The 17,700-nt window shown below is 69.9% G+C and carries 16 protein-coding genes and 2 rRNA genes; 5 read left to right on the top strand and 13 right to left on the bottom strand.

What is annotated here, in order from left to right; all coding sequences use genetic code 11:
- Position 1: 1 nt before the first annotated feature.
- From PCC79_RS06360 to fabF, 4 genes are all read left to right on the top strand, one after another.
- The gene (locus PCC79_RS06360) at positions 2 to 928 is read left to right on the top strand and encodes an ACP S-malonyltransferase (RefSeq protein ID WP_342373327.1); all 927 of its coding nucleotides are present in this window, start codon (positions 2 to 4) and stop codon (positions 926 to 928) included.
- 1 nt (position 929) lies between these two features.
- Complete coding sequence (locus PCC79_RS06355; RefSeq protein ID WP_342373326.1) at positions 930 to 1,922, top strand: beta-ketoacyl-ACP synthase III; 993 nt, start codon at positions 930 to 932, stop codon at positions 1,920 to 1,922.
- A gap of 65 nt (positions 1,923 to 1,987) precedes the next feature.
- A complete protein-coding gene (locus PCC79_RS06350) occupies positions 1,988 to 2,230 on the top strand; it encodes an acyl carrier protein (RefSeq protein WP_342373325.1) in 243 nt (80 codons plus the stop codon).
- 119 nt (positions 2,231 to 2,349) lie between these two features.
- Entirely contained in the window at positions 2,350 to 3,603 is a 1,254-nt protein-coding gene (fabF, locus tag PCC79_RS06345) for a beta-ketoacyl-ACP synthase II (protein WP_232548269.1), read from the top strand.
- Between the two features lie 51 nt (positions 3,604 to 3,654).
- Here the strand turns inward: fabF and PCC79_RS06340 are convergent, their stop codons facing one another.
- The 11 genes from PCC79_RS06340 to PCC79_RS06290 all read right to left on the bottom strand — a co-directional run bounded on the left by PCC79_RS06340 (position 3,655) and on the right by PCC79_RS06290 (position 12,771).
- The gene (locus PCC79_RS06340) at positions 3,655 to 4,479 is read right to left on the bottom strand and encodes a PfkB family carbohydrate kinase (RefSeq protein ID WP_342373324.1); all 825 of its coding nucleotides are present in this window, start codon (positions 4,477 to 4,479) and stop codon (positions 3,655 to 3,657) included.
- A 131-nt stretch (positions 4,480 to 4,610) separates the two neighbouring features.
- Positions 4,611 to 5,105, bottom strand: coding sequence for a DUF3145 domain-containing protein (locus tag PCC79_RS06335; RefSeq protein ID WP_342373323.1), 495 nt, complete (start codon positions 5,103 to 5,105; stop codon positions 4,611 to 4,613).
- A gap of 130 nt (positions 5,106 to 5,235) precedes the next feature.
- On the bottom strand, positions 5,236 to 6,924 hold the full coding sequence (gene recN / locus PCC79_RS06330; RefSeq protein WP_342373322.1) for a DNA repair protein RecN: 1,689 nt from the start codon (positions 6,922 to 6,924) through the stop codon (positions 5,236 to 5,238).
- Positions 6,914 to 7,849: an NAD kinase gene (locus PCC79_RS06325; protein WP_342373321.1), complete on the bottom strand. Its 936-nt coding sequence runs from the start codon at positions 7,847 to 7,849 to the stop codon at positions 6,914 to 6,916. Before PCC79_RS06325 ends, recN begins: the two co-directional genes overlap by 11 nt.
- Positions 7,850 to 7,858: 9 nt before the next feature.
- Positions 7,859 to 8,608 (bottom strand): TlyA family RNA methyltransferase, encoded by a 750-nt coding sequence (locus PCC79_RS06320; RefSeq protein WP_342373320.1) that lies wholly within the window; start codon positions 8,606 to 8,608, stop codon positions 7,859 to 7,861.
- Positions 8,605 to 8,817, bottom strand: coding sequence for a hypothetical protein (locus PCC79_RS06315; protein WP_232548274.1), 213 nt, complete (start codon positions 8,815 to 8,817; stop codon positions 8,605 to 8,607). Before PCC79_RS06315 ends, PCC79_RS06320 begins: the two co-directional genes overlap by 4 nt.
- Complete coding sequence (locus PCC79_RS06310; RefSeq protein WP_342373319.1) at positions 8,814 to 9,461, bottom strand: energy-coupling factor transporter transmembrane protein EcfT; 648 nt, start codon at positions 9,459 to 9,461, stop codon at positions 8,814 to 8,816. The genes PCC79_RS06315 and PCC79_RS06310 overlap by 4 nt, the downstream gene beginning before the upstream one ends.
- Positions 9,458 to 10,162 (bottom strand): ABC transporter ATP-binding protein, encoded by a 705-nt coding sequence (locus PCC79_RS06305; RefSeq protein ID WP_342373318.1) that lies wholly within the window; start codon positions 10,160 to 10,162, stop codon positions 9,458 to 9,460. Before PCC79_RS06305 ends, PCC79_RS06310 begins: the two co-directional genes overlap by 4 nt.
- Positions 10,159 to 10,782 (bottom strand): biotin transporter BioY, encoded by a 624-nt coding sequence (locus PCC79_RS06300; RefSeq protein ID WP_232548277.1) that lies wholly within the window; start codon positions 10,780 to 10,782, stop codon positions 10,159 to 10,161. Before PCC79_RS06300 ends, PCC79_RS06305 begins: the two co-directional genes overlap by 4 nt.
- Positions 10,783 to 10,819: 37 nt before the next feature.
- A complete protein-coding gene (locus PCC79_RS06295; protein ID WP_342373317.1) occupies positions 10,820 to 11,809 on the bottom strand; it encodes an HAD-IIA family hydrolase in 990 nt (329 codons plus the stop codon).
- Positions 11,806 to 12,771 (bottom strand): hypothetical protein, encoded by a 966-nt coding sequence (locus PCC79_RS06290; RefSeq protein ID WP_342373316.1) that lies wholly within the window; start codon positions 12,769 to 12,771, stop codon positions 11,806 to 11,808. The genes PCC79_RS06295 and PCC79_RS06290 overlap by 4 nt, the downstream gene beginning before the upstream one ends.
- Before the next feature lie 123 nt (positions 12,772 to 12,894).
- On the opposite strand from PCC79_RS06290, the gene PCC79_RS06285 reads away from it, so the two are divergent.
- Positions 12,895 to 13,719, top strand: coding sequence for a hypothetical protein (locus PCC79_RS06285; protein WP_342373315.1), 825 nt, complete (start codon positions 12,895 to 12,897; stop codon positions 13,717 to 13,719).
- A 453-nt stretch (positions 13,720 to 14,172) separates the two neighbouring features.
- On the opposite strand, the gene rrf is transcribed toward PCC79_RS06285, so the two are convergent.
- Both rrf and PCC79_RS06275 read right to left on the bottom strand, forming a co-directional pair.
- Positions 14,173 to 14,289, bottom strand: a 5S ribosomal RNA gene (rrf, locus tag PCC79_RS06280).
- 139 nt (positions 14,290 to 14,428) lie between these two features.
- Positions 14,429 to 17,542: ribosomal RNA gene (locus PCC79_RS06275) — 23S ribosomal RNA — on the bottom strand.
- Between the last annotated feature and the right edge of the window lie 158 nt (positions 17,543 to 17,700).

Genomic DNA, 17,700 nt, shown 5'->3' with positions numbered 1-17,700 from the left:
GGTGCTCGCGATCGTAGCGCCCGGCCAGGGCGCCCAGACCCCCGGTTTCCTCGCCCCGTGGCTCGAGACGCCCACCCTCGCCGAGCGGCTGGGCGAGTTGGCCGAGGCGGCGCAGGTCGACCTCGCCACCCACGGCACCGCCAGTGACGCCGAGACCATCCGCGACACCGCGGTGGCCCAGCCGCTGCTCGTCGCGTCGGCCCTCATCACGGCCGAGGCGCTGCTCGACGAGGTCGGGGCCGACGATGTCATTGCCGGCCACAGCGTCGGTGAGATCGGCGCAGCGGCGATCGCCGGCGTCCTCTCCCCCGCCGATGCCATGGTGCTGGTGCGCGAGCGCGCGCTCGGCATGGCCGAGGCGTCCGCCGCCCGCCCGACCACCATGGCCGCCGTCGTGCGCGGGGACGCCGACGCCGTCCTCGCCGCCATCGAGGCCGTCGGCGCGACCGCCGCGAACAACAACGGCTCCGGCCAGATCGTCGCTGCCGGCACGGTCGAGGAGATCGAGGCGCTCCGGGCCAACCCGCCCGCCGGCGCCCGCGTCATCCCGCTGTCTGTCGCCGGGGCCTTCCACACCGTGCACATGACCCCGGGCCGGGACCGGCTGGCGGGCGTGGCGTCCGGGTTCGCCACCGCCGACCCCACCGCCACGCTGCTGAGCAACGCCGACGGCACGGTCGTCCGCTCCGGCGCCGACTACCTCGAACGCCTGGTGAACCAGGTGACGAGCCCCGTCCGGTGGGACCTGTGCATGGCCACGATGGCCGAGCTCGGCGTGACGGGCCTGCTGGAGCTGGCACCGGCCGGCACGCTCACGGGCATTGCCAAGCGCAACCTCAAGGACATCGCGCTGTTCAACCTCAACACTCCCGACCAGTTGGACGACGCCCGCGCGTTCGTCGCCACCCACCGCGGCCAGGAGGCCTGACATGACGCTGCAGCCGTCCACCGGCGCACCCCACGCCCGCATCCTGGGCCTGGGTTCCGCCCTCCCCTCGCGGGTCGTCGACAACGCCGAGATGTGCACCTACATCGACAGCTCGGACGAGTGGATCCAGCAGCGCACCGGCATCGTCGAGCGCCGCTGGGTCGCCGAGGGCGAGACCGTCGAGTCGCTCAGCCTGGCCGCCGGCCGTGCCGCGCTCGACCACGCGGGTCTGACCGGTGCCGATCTCGACGGAGTGATCGTCTCCACGGTCAGCCACATGCTGCAGACGCCGTCGCTGGCCGCGGTCATCGCCGCGAAGATCGGCACCGACGGAGCGGCCGCGTTCGACATCGCGGCCGCCTGCGCCGGGTTCTGCTACGGCCTCGCCCAGGCCGAGTCGCTCGTGCGCTCCGGGGCCGCGACGCACGTGCTGGTGATCGGCGCCGAGACGCTGAGCAACCTCACCGACCTCAAGGACCGCTCCACCGCGTTCCTCTTCTCCGACGGCGCCGGGGCCGCGGTGGTAGGGCCCTCCGACGAGCCGGCCATGGGCCCGGTCGTCTGGGGCTCCGACGGCGGGCAGGCCGACGCCATCACGATGAGCAACCCCTGGCCGGAAGCGCTGGCCCTGGGTGAGACGTCGTCGATCGTGATGGACGGGCGCGCGGTGTTCCGTTGGGCGACCGGCTTCATCGCCACGGCCGCCGAGCGCTGCCTGAGCGCCGCCGGCGTCCGCCCCGACGAGCTGGACCTGTTCGTGCCGCACCAGGCCAACAACCGCATCACCGACGCGATGCTGCGCCACCTCCACCTGCCCGAGAGCGTCACGGTCGCCCGCACCATCACCCACTACGGCAACAACTCCGCCGCGTCGATCCCGGTCGCGCTGTGCGACATGCTCGCCTCCGGCGAGGCGAAGAGCGGAGATCTGGCCCTTCTCATCGGCTTCGGCGCCGGCCTCGTGTACGCCGGCCAAGTCGTCCGTCTGCCCTGATTCCCCGGCTCCGGCCGGCGACCACGTCCACCCAACCACCACCACCAGAAAGAAGGAGAGCCACCATGGCCACCACCGAAGAGATCCGCAGCCAGCTCGCCGAGCTCGTGAACGACGTCGCCGGCGTCCCGGTCGAGGACGTGCAGCTCGACAAGAGCTTCGTCGACGACCTCGACGTCGACAGCCTCGCGATGGTCGAGATCATCGTCGGCTGCGAGGAGAAGTTCGGCGTCACGATTCCCGACGAGGAGAGCAAGAACCTCAAGACCGTCGGCGACGCCGTCGCCTACATCGAGCAGCACAGCTGAACCCACCCCGGGACGGGCGGGGCGTCCGTGACCATTCCGGGCGTCCCCCCCCCACCGCTCCACCCTCCGTCCCACCCACCCGCACCATCCCCGTCCCACCCACACGCCGAAGGAACGTCATGACCGAAGTCGTCATCACCGGAATGGGCGCCACCACCCCGATCGGCGGCGACCTGCCCAGCACGTGGGAGGCCATGCTGGCCGGCACGTCGGGCGTCGTCGCCCTGACGCAGGAGTGGGCCGAGCCCCTCGGCGTCCGCATCGCCGCCACGCTGAAGGTCGACCCGTCTGAGGTCATCGACCGGGTCAAGGCCCGCCGGCTCGACCGGTCGGCCCAGATCGCGCTCATCGCCGCCGAGGAGGCCTGGAAGCAGGCTGGTTACGGGCTCGGTGAGGACAACGACGTCGACCCCGACCGCCTCGCGGTCGCCCTGTCCTCAGGCATCGGCGGGCTCCACTCGATCCTCGACAACTGGGACAACTACCGTGACAAGGGGCCGCGCCGCGTGAGCCCCTTCACCATCCCCATGCTCATGGCCAACGCGCCGGCGGCCAACGTCGGGCTGCTCGTGGGGGCCCAGGCCGCGATCCAGGCGCACGTGTCGGCCTGCGCGTCCAGCAACGAGGCCGTGTCGCTGGCCGTCGACCAGATCCGGCTCGGCCGGGCGGACGTCGTGGTCGCCGGCGGCACCGAGGCCACCATTCACGCGCTGCCGCTGGCCGCGTTCAACCAGATGCACGCCCTCAGCCGCCGCAACGACGACCCGGAGGGGGCGTCCCGGCCGTGGGACAAGGGGCGCGACGGCTTCGTCATGGGCGAGGGGGCGGGCGTTCTCGTGCTCGAGTCCCTGGAGCACGCGAAGGCGCGCGGTGCGACGATCTACGGCACGGTCGCCGGTGCGGGCATCAGCGCCGACAACCACGACATGGTGCAGCCCGAGCCGACCGGCCGCGGGCAGGCCAGCGCCATGGCGAAGGCCCTCCGCGAGAGCGGGCTGGAGCCGTCCGACATCAAGCACATCAACGCCCACGGCACCTCGACGCCGCAGGGCGACCTCACCGAGGCCGGCTCGATCCGCCGCGCCCTGGGGGATGCGACCGACGACGTGATCGTGACCAGCACGAAGTCGATGATCGGCCACCTGCTGGGCGGCGCCGGGGCGGTGGAGCTGATCGCCAGCGTGATGGCGCTGCGGGATCGCATGGTGCCGCCGACCATCAACCTCACCGATCCGGAGGAGGACCTCCCGATCAACGTGGCGGCGAACGTCAAGACGCCGCTGCCCGCCGCGGGCGACCTGGCCGCGATCAACAACAGCTTCGGCTTCGGCGGCCACAACGTCGCGGTCGCGGTGACGAACGCGAACACCTGAGCCACCACGCGCGGCAGCCCCGCCGGCCGGTGCCGGCGGGGCTGCGGCGTCTCAGAGGCGTGGCGAGCGTTGCGCCCCGGCGTGGCGGACGTTGTCGGCCGCCTTCTGCAGGGCCAGGCGTGCGGCGGTGGGTCGGTCGGCTCCCTTCGCCAGCTGGGCGGCGAGTGTGCCGATGAGGGCGTCCGAGGCGCCGACGGTGTCCACGACGTCCTCGGCCGGCACCACCTCCCCGCTGAACCGGCGGCCGTCCCAGTCGAGCCCCGCCGCTCCGCGCAGGACGAGCAGGGAGATCGGCTCGACCCTCCGTGCGGCGAACGCGTCCTCGTCGTCAGCCCGCAGGATCAGGGGATCGGCCATGGCGCAGACGTCGTCGGGCAACTCGACGTAGGGCGCCGCGTTGACGATGACGCGGGCGCCCCGCTCGTGCGCGTGGCGCGCAGCCTGGGCGACACGCTCGGCCGGGGTCTCGAGCTGGGTCAGGAGCACATCGCCCGGGCTCAGCCCCTTCACCTGGTCGAGCGGGCGCGGGCCGATCTTGGCGTTCGCGCCGGGCAGCACGGCGATGGCGTTCGTGCGTCCGTCGGAGAAGATGAGGGCGTGGCCGGTCGGCACGTGGGGGATGCGCTCGACGTAGAGCTTGATCCCCATCGGATGCAACCGGTTCAAGGACGCGCGGCCGGCGTCATCGTCGCCGACGGCCCCCACCATCAGCACCTCCACGCCTTGGGCGCGCGCGGCGACGGCCTGGTTCGCCCCCTTCCCGCCGGCGTACCGGTGGAGGGAGTGAGCCACCACCTTCTCCCCCGGCTGCGGATAGGCGTCGATCCTGGTTTCCAGATCGACGTTGATGGAGCCCAGAACGATGACCCGGCCCATGGCGCCTTCCTCTCGTGCGTCGTTGCACGCTTCATTCCACCACCATTGCGGCGCGGGCGGGCCCGGTGGCCGCACTTCTCCTCCGATGCGCCGGTCAGCTCCCCCCGCCCGGCCGGGGTCAGCGCCGCCGTTCAGCCGACGTCGTGCAGCCAGCGCAGGGGGACGCCTTCGGCGGCGTGGCGGAACACGTCCAGCTCGGCGTCCCAACGGCGTCCGAGCAGGTCGTCCAGGGCGCCGCGCAGCGCGCGTTCGTCCGTGGCGGACGCCAGGGCGTGCCGGATCCGATCCTCGGGCACCACGATGTCGCCGTGCAGGCCGACCGTGGCGTGGAACACTCCGAGTGCCGGGGTGAAGCTGTACCGCTCGGCCTCGGAGTCCGGCGTCGCCTCCTCCGTGATCTCGAAACGAAGACGTCCCCAGCGCTTGAGGAGGCTGGCGAGGCGCGTGGCCGTGCCCACCGGGCCACGCCAGGCGAGCTCCGCCCGGTAGGACGCGCGCTCGGCGGGCTGTGGCGCCCACGCGAGGGCGACAGGCACGCCAAGCGCGCCGGCGACGGCCCACTCGATGTGTGGGCACAACGCCGACGGGGCGGAATGGATGTGCAGGACTCCGCGAGTCGTTGTCATGGCGATCCCTCTCGTCCGGTGATGCCTTCCCCTGCTCCACCGGGACCGCGAAATCACGCCGTTGGGATTCATTGTGCCCTGCCCTGTCAAGCGGCGCCCTCCAGGGCGGCGGCTGCGGCGGCGCAGGGGGTCAGCGCTGGCCGGACGCCTCGGCCAACAGCTCGGCGGCGTGGGCGCGGGCGGCCTGTGTGCCCTCCAGCCCGGCCATCATGCGCGCCAGTTCGGTCACGCGCTCGTCACCGCTGACCTCGCGGATCCCCGACGTGGTCACCTGGCCGTCGTCGGCCTTGTGCACCACGTGGTGGCGGTCCCCGAACGCGGCGACCTGGGCGAGGTGGGTCACGACGACGACCTGGGCGTGGCGGGCCAGCCGGGCGAGGCGGCGTCCGATCTCGAGGGCGACCGCGCCGCCGACGCCGGCATCGACCTCGTCGAACACGAAGGTGTGGCCCTCGCTGCCGGCAGCCAGGACGACCTCGAGCGCGAGCCGGACGCGCGACAGCTCACCCCCGGACGCCGCCCGCGCCAGCGGCGCCGGAGCGCTGCCGGGGTTCGCCGAGAACAGAATGGTCACCTGGTCCGCACCCTGGGGGCCCGGCGCGTCGAGGGAGGTCACCGCGAACTCCAAGCGTGCGCGCGGCATGGCGAGCGCGACCAGTTCCTCCTCCACGAGTCTGCCCAGCTCCGCAGCGGCGTCCCGGCGCGCCTGCGTGAGCGTCGCTGCCAGCGCGGCCAGCTCACTGTCGCAGGCGGCGACGGCCGCTTCCAGCTCCGCGATGCGGTCGTCGGAGCCGGCCAGGCGTTCAAGATCGGTGGCCGCCCGCTCGGCCCAGGCCAGCACGTCGTCCAGCCCCGGGCCGTAGCGTCGGGTCAGCCCCTGCAGTTCAGCCAGCCGGCCCGCGATCCACTCCAGACGCCCGGGGTCGGCATCCAGCGAGGCCAGGTAGGACGCGAGCTCCCCCGCCACGTCGCCGAGCGCGTAGGCGGCCTCGTCCACGCGTGAGCCGAGCGCGGCCAGCTGCGCATCCTCGGCGGCTCCCCCAGCCAGGGCACGTCGCGCCGCACCGAGCAGGCCGAGCGCCTGGGGCGCGTCGTCGACGGCGTCGTCGTCGCCGGCGAGCGCGACCAGCGCCGCGCGCGCGGCGAGCCGGAGGTCGTCGGTCGCCTGCAGCCGACGCGCCTCGGCGTGCAGCTCCTCGTCCTCCCCCGCCCGCGGCTCGGCCTTCGCGATCTCGCCCAGGCCGAACTCCAGCAGGGCCTGCTCCCGGGCCCGGGCGCGGGCCTGCGTCCGCAGCTCGGCGAGCTCGGCCGTCGCGGCCCGCCGACGCGCCCAGCACGTCCGGTAGGACGCCAGCGTCGCGAGGTGGCCGGGGCCGACGAAGGCGTCCAGCACGTCGCGCTGCCGCTCGGTGGAGCCGAGACGCAGCTGCTCGCTCTGCCCGTGGATGGTGATGCGCTCGCCGACCACGTCGGCCAGCAGGGGCAAGGGCACCTGGACGCCGCCGACGCGCGCCCGCGAGCGGGAACTGGTCACGACGCGGGTGAGCAGCACCTCGTCGCCGTCGACCACGCCGCCGACCGCCCCGACCGAGGCGGTGAACGCCTCGTCGGTGGTGACGCGGCCCTCCACCAGCGCCCGGGAGGCGCCGATGCGGACCAGGCCGGTGTCGGCCCGCCCGCCGAGCAGCAGCCCCAGCCCGGAGACCACCATCGTCTTGCCCGCGCCCGTCTCACCGGTCACCACCGTGAAACCGGGGCCGAACTCGACGACGGCATCGTCGATCACCCCCAGATCGGCGATGCGCAGCTCAGTCAGCATCGAAGACCTCGGGCGTTCGCCGCTCGGCCTGCCCCCGCCAGCCGTGGACCGGCAGGTCGAACTTGGCCACGAGCCGCTGGACGAAGGGCTGCAGGGTGGTGCGCACGAGGCGCAGGGCGTGCTCGCTGCGGCGCACGGTGACCTCGCTGAGCGGCGGCACAGTGGTGCTGCGCCGTCCGTCGCACCAGAGCACCCCGCCGGTCGCCGGGTGTTCCAGCATGCTGACGACGACGGTCGAGGTGGGGCTCAGCACGAGCGGCCGGGCGAACAGGGCGTGGGCCAGCAGCGGCACCACGAGCAGCGCGTCCAGGTCGGGCCACAGCACCGGGCCTTGCGCCGAGAACGCGTAGGCGGTCGATCCCGTGGGCGTGGCGACGAGGACGCCGTCGGTGCCCCAACGCGAGAGGGGGTGGCCGTCGATGTCGACGACCACCTCGATCATCCGTTCGCGCGCGGCCTTCTCCAACGACACCTCGTTGACGGCGAAGGAGCGCCACAGCAGGTCACCACCCGGCCGGTCACGCAGCTCGACGTCGAGGCACAGCCGCTCCTCAACCGTGTAGTCCTTCGCGATGACGTGCGCGCAGAGGTCGTGGATCTGGCTGGGCTCCAGCTCGGCCAGGAAGCCGACGTGGCCGAGGTTCACCCCCAGCAGCGGGAACCCCTGCGGCACGGCCCACTCCGCGGCCCGCAGGATCGTGCCGTCGCCGCCGAAGACGACCACGAGTTCCACCGGCACCTCCGGCAGGTCGTCGAAGCGTCGGACGTCCGCCCCCTCGACGGACGCCGCGACCGGCTCGAACCCCTCACCCCGCACCCAGCACGTGATGGCGTGGCCGGCGACGCCGCGCACGAAGTCGACGGCCGCTGCCACGGCCGGGGGCCGCCCGGGGTGGACGACCAGGGCGATGTCTCGCTGGGTCACCTGGCCAGCCTAACCGGCGCCGCCGACAGTCCCGGATCCGGCCCGCAGCACCACGAAGAACTCCCGGTTCCCCCGCTCCCCCGGCAGCGTGGAGGCGCCTTGCCACACGCAGGCCCAGCCCAGCGCGGCGGCGGCATCCACCACGGGCTGCACCGCCCCCACCGCAGCCGCCGGATCGGCGACCACACCCTGGGAGTCCAGCGCCGCCCGGCCCACCTCGAACTGGGGCTTGACCATGAGCACGGCGACCCCCGTGGGTCGCAGGACGGCGAGCAGCGGCGCCACGAGCAGGGTCAAGGAGATGAACGACACGTCGGCGACCACCACGTCGACCGGCTCGCCGTCGAGGTCGGCGAGCGTCAGGTCCCGCAGGTTGAGGCCCTCGCGGGCCACCACGCGCGGGTCGGACGCCACCGGGGCCGCCAGCTGGCCGTGCCCCACGTCGACGGCGTACACCGGGGCGCAGCCCCGCTCCAGGAGCACTTGGGTGAAGCCACCGGTGGACGCCCCCGCGTCGAGCGCGCGGCCACCCACGGCGATGCGCGCGGCGTCCAGCGCCCCGAGCAGCTTGTGCGCGGCGCGGGAGACGTAGGGGTCGGCGTCGGCCTCGACGTGCTGGCCGGGGCCGACAGGTTCGGACGCCTTCCGCGCCGGCCGGCCCTCGACGCGTACCCGGCCGCGGGCGATGAGGTCGGCCGCCTGGGCTCGGCTGCGCGCCAGGCCGCGAGCGACCAGCGCGACGTCGAGCCGCTGCGTCACCGGGCCTGGGTGGGGCGGGGTTCGGCCTGCAGCGCCCGGGAGACGGCGTCGAGCGCGGCGGCGATGCGATCGGGGTGCTCGTGGACGTCCGGCCCCAGCTCGAGGCGGCCCAGCGCGGCGTCGATCTCAGCGTGGCCGGTGGCCGGTGGCGGTGCCGTGTTGGCAGGCACGGCGTCCCCACCCAGGGCGGCGTCGGGGGGCTCGGTCATGGCGTCATGGTAGCGGCGGACGATTCGTCCGGGTCGCCCAGGCCGCGCGCCGTGAGCGCCTCGCCGGTGGTGCGGGCGTAGGCCACCGTCTGGATGGCGACGGGGGTCACCAGGGCGAGCGGGTTGCGTTCGACACCGCGGGCGCGGGCGGCGTCGCGGACCTCACCGAAGGAGGCCACCACGTGCGGCACCGAGCGCAGGAAGATGGCCACGGCCAGGCCGAAGCGTTCCGGGTCGGCGCCGAGGTGACGCAGCGGGCGCACCACCGCGACGAGGGCGTCCACCAGCACGGGCATCGGCGTGGTGAGCAGCAGGATGCGGCAGGCGTACAGCGCGATGAGCACCACTCCCACGACGCGCACGCCGGTGGCCGGCGCCCCGGTGAAGGCGTGGAAGGCGGCCAGCAGGGCCAGCACCACCGCGAGCGGCCAGGGCAACCCCCAGGCCAGCCGCAGGGGGGCCGACGTGGTGGCCACCAGGGCCAGCGTGAGGGCCAGCAATCCGAGGACGACCGGCGGCGTGCCCACCACGAGCGCCGGCACGGTGAGGGCCAGGAACACGAGGTACTTGGGCCCGGGCCCGAGTCGGTGCCACAGGGTGTCGCCGGGCACGTGGACGCCGAGCAGCGCGCGGGCGGCGTTCACGCCATGACCCGTTCGTAGAACGCGAGCGTCTCGGTGGGGGCGCCGTCGGCGACGATGCGGCCGGCGTCCATGACCAGCACCCGCTCGGCCTGCCCGGCCAGGCCCAGGTCGTGCGTGGCGACCACCGTCTGTTGCGGCAGCTCGGCCAGGGTGCGATGGAGCAGGTTGCGGTTGCGGAGATCGAGCAGCGTGGTGGGCTCGTCCAACACCAGCACGGCCGGCTCGACGGCCAGCACCGCCGTGAGCGCCACCAACTGCCGCTCGCCCCCGGAGAGGTCGTAGATGCTCTGCTCGGCCACGTCGGCCAGGCCGCGGGACGCCAACAGCGCCAGGGCGGCCTCACGCCGGGCCCGGCGGTCGCGGTGGGTGCGGCGCAGGCTCAGCTCCACGTCCTCCACCGGGGTTGGCATGACGAGCTGGCTGGCCGGGTCGGTGAACACGAACCCGACGTGCCGGCGCACGCGCGGGCCGTCCGTGGCCGGGTCGAGCCCGTCCACGCAGACGCGCCCCTCGGTCGGGGTGGCCAGTCCGTTGAGGAGCCGCAGCAGGGTGGACTTGCCCGAGCCGTTGCTGCCGACGAACGCAACGCGGCGCTCCGGGAGTTCCAGGTGGAGGTCGTGCAGGAGCGTGCGCGTGCTCCAGCCGCGGCCCGACGCGTCGGGCACTCCGACCCGCAGTGCGACATGCTCCAGCCGGATCATCGAGTGCCGACGCGCTCCGGGGTCGTGGTGACGCTTCCCACCCGGGGGGCTGTCAGGTCGGGGAAGGCGCGGTGCACGGCCACGGCGATGCCCGCGGCGACGACGGTCTTCACCAGGTCACCCGGCAGGTAGGGGACGCCGGCCGCGACGGCCGCCTCCCAGGGCAGGCCGCCGACGAGGTGCATCCCGGTGATGCCCAGCGGGTGGATGAACACCAGCGAACCGGCCAGCCCGGAGCCGACGAGGCCGAGCCAGCGGCGTCCGGACGCCCACGTGCGGCGCAGAACCAGGCGCGCCAGCGCACCGGTGAGCAGCGCAGCCAGCGGGAAGGCGAACAGGTAGCCGACCGAGGGCCGCGCGAGGACGCCCAGGCCGCCGTTGCCCTGCGCGAAGATCGGCAGACCGGCGAACCCCAGCAACAGGTAGAGGCCCACCGCTGCCGCGCCCCGCCAGGGCCCCAACACCATGGCGCACAGGGCCACGCCGAGCGTCTGGAGGGTGATCGGGACGCCGAGGGGGCCCACCGGCACCGCGGGAGCCAACGTCAGCGCGGCCAGCAACCCGGCGAAGACGGCGATCAGAGCGACGTCGGTCATCGTGGAGCGGGAGCGGGCGGCCATGGTTCCTCCTGGAGGGGTGACGGGTGTCGGCTCCACTCTAAGGGAGCAGATCGAGGCGTGCCGCGACGGCCACGGGGTCGGACACGGACCCGTTCCAGCACAGCTGCGCGAGTGCCCAGGCGGCGTCCAGTTGGGCCTCGCGGGTGCCGAGATCGCCCTCGACGGTCGCGCCGGAGCCGGCCACGACCACGCGGACGCCGCCACACGTGGCGCCCTCGGCGTCCACCTCGGCGACGCGCGCCGGCTCGAACAGGGAGAGCACGTTCCAGCCGATGGCGGTGGGACGCCCGTGGTCGGGTGCATGGCACAGGTCGAGGACGCCGTGCGCACCGGTGAACACGAAGAACGAGTCGATGCCGACGGTGTGGGCGCCCATGATGTCGGTGTCGATCCGGTCGCCGACGAACACGGGGTTCTTCGCCCCCGTCCGGCGGATCGCCTCGGCCATCAGCGGCCGCTCTGGCTTTCCAACGACCGTCGGCTCGACGTCCACGGTCACGCCGACCGCAGCCACCATCGTGCCGAGCCCCGGCACGATGCCCCGGTTCGTCGGGCGGGTGGCGTCAGTGTTGGTCGCCACCCAGTGGGCACCTCGCTGGATGGCGAAGCCCGCCTCCTCCAGCCGCGCCCACGTCATGTCCGGGTCATAACCCTGGACGACCACGACCGGCTCGTCGTCGGCGGACGCCACGGGCGTCAGCCCAGCCTGGCTGACCAGGTCCACCAGGTTCTGCGTGCCGACCACCAGCGCCGTCGTGCCGGGCGGGTACTCCTCCCCCACCAGCGCAGCGGCCGCCTGCGCGCTCGAGATCACGTCAGGCTCGGTGGCCGGGTACCCCAGCCGTGCGAGGTGTTCGGCCACCGCTGCGGTGCTGCGGGCGGCGTTGTTGGTGACGTAGGTGGGCCGGACGCCGCGTCGCACCAGCTGGTCCACTCCGTCTACGCCCCCCTCCACCGCGTCGGGGCCCAGGTAGAGGACCCCGTCGAGGTCGAACATCACGACGTCATAGGCGTCGATGAAGCTCATGGCGTCTCCGGGGCGGGCGCGTCGCCGTCAGGCTCAGCGTCGGCGTCGGCGTCCTCACCGGGCTCGGCGTCGGCGTCCTCATCGGGCTCCGCGTCGGCGTCCTCCTCCTCGTCCTCGTCAGGCTCCGGGTCGGTGTCCACGTCCGGCGTCTCGTCCGCCGCCGTGTCACCGACGTCGTCCGCGCCCTGCTGGCCGTCCTCGTCCTCGGCCGCGTCCACCTCCGGCGCGTCACCGGCCAGGGCGTCCTCGTCGAGGTCGAGCACGATGCCCTGCAGGCGGGCGACCCGGTCCTCGGCGTCGGTCTCTCCCTCGGTGTCCAGCGCCGCAGCGGCGGCGAACCACCGCTCGGCGCCCGTGGCGTCGCCGCTCTGCTCCAGCAGGTCGGCATAGCCGTAGCGCAGGCGAGCCCGCCCGGCACGCGAACCCTTCCCGGCGGACGCCTCGATCTCGGCCTTCAGCACGCGCAACGCCTCGGCCTGCTGGCCCTGGTCGAGGCGCGTGCCGGCCTCCACCAGCCGCAGCTCGACGCGCTGGTTGAAGTCGGGCTGGGCATCCAGGCCCTCGCGCACCAGTTTGAGGGCGCGATCCGGACGCCCCAGCGCGCGCTCACAGTCCGCCATCACGGCGATGAACTCGGTACCGCCGTTCATGCGCCGCAGCGCCCGGAACTCCTGCAGGGCCACGGCGTACTCGCCGGCCGCATAGGCGGTCTCCCCGGTGGCCTCGCGCGTGACGGCCAGCCGGGCCGCCCGCCGCCGCGCCGCCTCCGCATGCGCGTAGGCCAGCTGCGGATCGCTGGTCACCAGTTCGCCCGCCTTGAGGAGGTGCGCTCCGACGATCTCGGCGGTCTCCTGGCTCAGCGAGCGCAGCTCAGCACGCACCGCACGCGGCAGTTCCCTCAGATCCATGTCCTGGGGGGTGTCGGGCTCGTTCTCCTTCGCCGCGAGGCCGGGACGCGGCACGTACGGCTCGGTCTCCTCCTCGCGCGGGGCCCAGTCGTCGCGACGGGGGCGGTCGTCCCGGCGGGGGCGGTCGTCCCGGCGGGGGCGGTCATCGCGTCCGCCGAAGCGCTGACCGTCCCCGCGGTGGGTATCGCGCCGCTCGTCGGTCGGCCGGCCCCCACGCGGGGTGTCTCGACGCTCCCCGTAGGGGCGGTCACCGCGGTCGTTGTCGCGCCGCTGGCCGTAGGACGACTGGCCCCGCGACCCACCTCGGTCACCAAAGGAACGCTCGCCACGGTCGTTGTCGCGCCGCTGGCCGTAGGGGCGGTCACCGCGGTCGTTGTCGCGCCGCTGGCCGTAGGACGACTGGCCCCGCGACCCACCTCGGTCACCAACGGAACGCTCGCCACGGTCGTTGTCGCGCCGCTGGCCGTAGGGGCGGTCACCGCGGTCGTTGTCGCGCCGCTGCCCGTAGGGGCGGTCCCCGCGGTGGTTGTCGCGACGCTGGCCGTAGGGGCGGTCACCACGGTCGTTGTCGCGCCGCTGGCCGTAGGGACGGTCACCGCGCTGATTGTCGCGCCGCTGGCCGTAGGGGCGGTCGCCGCCCTGATTGTCGCGACGCTGCCCATAGGGGCGGTCACCGCGGTCGCTATCGCGCCGCTGCCCATAGGACGACTGGCCCCGCGACCCACCTCGGTCTCCATAGGAACGCTCGCCACGGTCGTTGGCGCGACGCTCACCGTAGGAACGATCCCCACGCTGATTGTCCCGACGCTCACCGTAAGAACGATCCCCACGGTCGCTGTCACGACGCTGCCCATAGGACGACTGACCTCGCGACCCACTCCGGTCGCCGTGCGAGCGGTCGCCACGTTGGGCGTCGCCTCGCTCACCGTAGGAGTTGCCGCCGCGCCCACCCTGGGGGCGTCCACCTCGGTCATCGCGGCCGTAGGAGGGGCGTCGCTCTGATCCCGAGCGGCTTCCGCGCTCGCTGGACCCACCGCCGCGGTAGGCACCGCGCCCCCGACCGGACTCGTTTCCGCTACCGCGCCCGGCCCTGCGATCCTCGTTGTTGTTCTCAGTCACCGCTCAAGTCTGCCGTCCCCGCTCCGGGGCAGCAAAGCGAGAACAACTACGCCCCTGTCTCATCGACACGGGAGCCATCCCTGCCCAGACTGTGCGTCGACAATCCATGCACATGCCCGGCTTCTCGACACACCACCGGTTTTGCGTCGAGGACCCATGCACATGCCCGGCTTCTCGACACCTGCCACCCACGACACCAACCGACCCTGGCCCCCGGGCCCGCCACGGTGCCCAACACGAAGGCCCGCCCCTACCCGGGGTGGGCACAAAGAAGAGGGGGAGCAAAACCTGTCGACCATGACGGTCGCGGTTTGCTCCCCCTCTTCCAACGGGGTTGTTCGGCGGTGTCCTACTCTCCCACACCCTCACGAGTGCAGTACCATCGGCGCTGAAAGGCTTAGCTTCCGGGTTCGGAATGAGACCGGGCGTTTCCCTTTCGCCATGACCACCGAAACAATCTTGAATTTTTCATCCCACACCCACCAGGTGTGAGGGACATCCCAACCAACCCAAACGTCAGGGGTTGTTGTTCCAGATATCGTACAGTGGACGCGAACACACACAAGTCAATGCCAACACACTTTTTTGGTGGTGTGACAAGCCCTCGGCCTATTAGTACCAGTCAGCTCCACACATTACTGTGCTTCCACATCTGGCCTATCAACCCCGTGGTCTCCAGGGGGCCTTACCCACTCAAGGTGGTGAGAGTCCTCATCTTGAAGCGTGCTTCCCGCTTAGATGCTTTCAGCGGTTATCACTTCCCAACGTAGCCAACCAGCCATGCACCTGGCGGTACAACTGGCACACCAGAGGTTGGTCCGTCCCGGTCCTCTCGTACTAGGGACAGCCCTTCTCAAGACTCTAACGCGCGCAGCGGATAGGGACCGAACTGTCTCACGACGTTCTAAACCCAGCTCGCGTGCCGCTTTAATGGGCGAACAGCCCAACCCTTGGGACCGACTCCAGCCCCAGGATGCGACGAGCCGACATCGAGGTGCCAAACCATGCCGTCGCTATGGACGCTCGGGCAAGATCAGCCTGTTATCCCCGGGGTACCTTTTATCCGTTGAGTGACGGCGCTTCCACACGCCACCGTCAGATCACTAGTCCCGACTTTCGTCCCTGCTCGACATGTCTGTCTCACAGTCAAGCCCCCTTGTGCACTTACACTCGAAACCTGATTGCCAACCAGGCTGAGGGAACCTTTGGGCGCCTCCGTTACCTTTTGGGAGGCGACCGCCCCAGTCAAACTACCCATCAGGCACTGTCCCTGAACCCGATCAGGGTCCGAGGTTAGATAACCAGAACGACCAGAGTGGTATTTCAACGATGACTCCACACCCACTGGCGTGAATGCTTCACAGTCTCCCACCTATCCTACACAAGTCGTACCGATCACCAATACCAAACTATAGTAAAGGTCCCGGGGTCTTTCCGTCCTGCTGCGCGTAACGAGCATCTTTACTCGTAGTGCAATTTCGCCGAGTTCGTGGTGGAGACAGCGCCCAAGTCGTTACTCCATTCGTGCAGGTCGGAACTTACCCGACAAGGAATTTCGCTACCTTAGGATGGTTATAGTTACCACCGCCGTTTACTGGGGCTTAAGTTCACCGCTTCGCCTCACGGCTAACAGTTCCCCTTAACCTTCCAGCACCGGGCAGGAGTCAGTCCGTATACATCGTCTTACAACTTCGCACGGACCTGTGTTTTTAGTAAACAGTCGCTTGGGCCTGGTCTCTGCGACCCTCCCCGCTACCCCAGCAATGTGGGTTCACGGTTCAGGCCCCCCTTATCCCGAAGTTACGGGGGCATTTTGCCGAGTTCCTTCACCACGATTCTCTCGATCGCCTCAGTATTCTCTACCTATCCACCAGTGTCGGTTTAGGGTACGGGCGGCTCACAACTCGCTCACGAAGCTTTTCTAGGCAGCATAGGATCACCCACACCAGAAGCCGAAACCCCCAGTGCCATCAACTCTCAGCCACACAGCACACGGATTTACCTATGCGCCGGCCTACCATCTTAGCCCACGACAACCATCGCGTGGGATGGGCTACCTTCCTGCGTCCCTCCGCAGCTTGCCTACTACCAGCTCAGGTCACAGACTCAACCACCCACAACCCCCGAAGGGATCGACGGGCAATCTCGCGTGCTTAGTATCACTAGCCTCAGCACGGGCGTTGCTTCGCCGGTACCAGAATATCAACTGGTTGTCCATCGACTACGCCTGTCGGCCTCGCCTTAGGTCCCGACTCACCCAGGGCAGATTAGCTTGACCCTGGAACCCTTGGATAATCGGCGGACGGGTTTCTCACCCGTCATTCGCTACTCATGCCTGCATTCTCACTCGCATGCCCTCCACGACTGGGTCACCCCGCCGCTTCACCGGACACACGACGCTCCCCTACCCATCCACACACCTAGAGACAAAGTCCCAAGTACACGCGTGAATGCCACAGCTTCGGCGGACTGCTTGAGCCCCGCTACATTGTCGGCGCAGAATCACTTGACCAGTGAGCTATTACGCACTCTTTCAAGGGTGGCTGCTTCCAAGCCAACCTCCTGGTTGTCTTCGCAACTCCACATCCTTTTCCACTTAGCAGTCCCTTAGGGGCCTTAGCTGGTGATCTGGGCTGTTTCCCTCTCGACTATGAAGCTTATCCCCACAGTCTCACTGCCGCACTCTCACTTACCGGCATTCGGAGTTTGGCTGATTTCGGTAAGCTTGTGGGCCCCCTAGACCATCCAGTGCTCTACCTCCGGCAAGAAACATGCGACGCTGCACCTAAATGCATTTCGGGGAGAACCAGCTATCACGGAGTTTGATTGGCCTTTCACCCCTATCCACAGCTCATCCCCTCGGTTTTCAACCCAAGTGGGTTCGGGCCTCCACGACGTCTTACCGTCGCTTCACCCTGGCCATGGATAGATCACTCCGCTTCGGGTCTAGAGCATGCGACTCAAACGCCCTCTTCGGACTCGCTTTCGCTACGGCTACCCCACACGGGTTAACCTCGCCACACACCCCTAACTCGCAGGCTCATTCTTCAAAAGGCACGCCGTCACCCCACAAGGAGGCTCCGACGGATTGTAGGCGGCCGGTTTCAGGTACTATTTCACTCCCCTCCCGGGGTACTTTTCACCTTTCCCTCACGGTACTTGTCCGCTATCGGTCATCAAGGAGTATTTAGGCTTGACGGGTGGTCCCGCCAGATTCACACAGAATTCCAGGAGTTCCGTGCTACTTGGGAACACTGCCACGAGAGACACACTTACGCCTACACGACTATCACGCACTATGGTGCCCCATCCCAGAGGCTTCAACTTCGCATGTCTTTTATCACTCGCCCACCAGATGACAGCCCAGTGAAGCAGGTCCCACAACCCCCAGCATGCAACGCCTGTCAGCTCTCACACACACCAGGTTTGGCCTCATCCGCTTTCGCTCGCCACTACTCACGGAATCACAATTGTTTTCTCTTCCTGCGGGTACTGAGATGTTTCACTTCCCCGCGTTCCCTCCAACACCCCTATACATTCAGAGTGAGGTCGCCGGACATGACTCCGGTACTTTCGAGGTTTCCCCATTCGGACATCCACGGATCAAAGCTCGCTTACCAACTCCCCATGGCTTATCGCAGGTTGCAACGTCCTTCATCGGCTCTTGATGCCAAGGCATCCACCGACCGCCCTTAGTAGCTTGTCACCAAAAAACGATCAACAAAAACTACAAGATGCTCGCGTCCACTATACAATTCTCAAACAACAACCACCCACCAACCACCCCACACCAACCGATGCAAGACAAGCTGACAGACAGCAAACAAATTTGGTTTGAAACCCCACCCGCCCCCAACAAACACC

It is taken from the genome of Propioniciclava soli (assembly GCF_038502305.1).
Lineage (GTDB): Bacteria > Actinomycetota > Actinomycetes > Propionibacteriales > Propionibacteriaceae > Propioniciclava > Propioniciclava soli.
This window is presented reverse-complemented; position numbering and strand designations above follow the sequence as displayed.

Bases quoted from the DNA above. Each gene is read 5' to 3' on its own strand.
- PCC79_RS06335 (WP_342373323.1), bottom strand. From the start codon at position 5,105: ATGACAACGACTCGCGGAGTCCTGCACATCCATTCCGCCCCGTCGGCG.
- PCC79_RS06305 (WP_342373318.1), bottom strand. From the start codon at position 10,162: ATGATCCGGCTGGAGCATGTCGCACTGCGGGTCGGAGTGCCCGACGCG.
- PCC79_RS06300 (WP_232548277.1), bottom strand. From the start codon at position 10,782: ATGGCCGCCCGCTCCCGCTCCACGATGACCGACGTCGCTCTGATCGCC.
- fabF (WP_232548269.1), top strand. From the start codon at position 2,350: ATGACCGAAGTCGTCATCACCGGAATGGGCGCCACCACCCCGATCGGC.
- PCC79_RS06355 (WP_342373326.1), top strand. From the start codon at position 930: ATGACGCTGCAGCCGTCCACCGGCGCACCCCACGCCCGCATCCTGGGC.
- PCC79_RS06295 (WP_342373317.1), bottom strand. From the start codon at position 11,809: ATGAGCTTCATCGACGCCTATGACGTCGTGATGTTCGACCTCGACGGG.
- PCC79_RS06340 (WP_342373324.1), bottom strand. From the start codon at position 4,479: ATGGGCCGGGTCATCGTTCTGGGCTCCATCAACGTCGATCTGGAAACC.
- PCC79_RS06315 (WP_232548274.1), bottom strand. From the start codon at position 8,817: ATGACCGAGCCCCCCGACGCCGCCCTGGGTGGGGACGCCGTGCCTGCC.
- recN (WP_342373322.1), bottom strand. From the start codon at position 6,924: ATGCTGACTGAGCTGCGCATCGCCGATCTGGGGGTGATCGACGATGCC.
- PCC79_RS06350 (WP_342373325.1), top strand. From the start codon at position 1,988: ATGGCCACCACCGAAGAGATCCGCAGCCAGCTCGCCGAGCTCGTGAAC.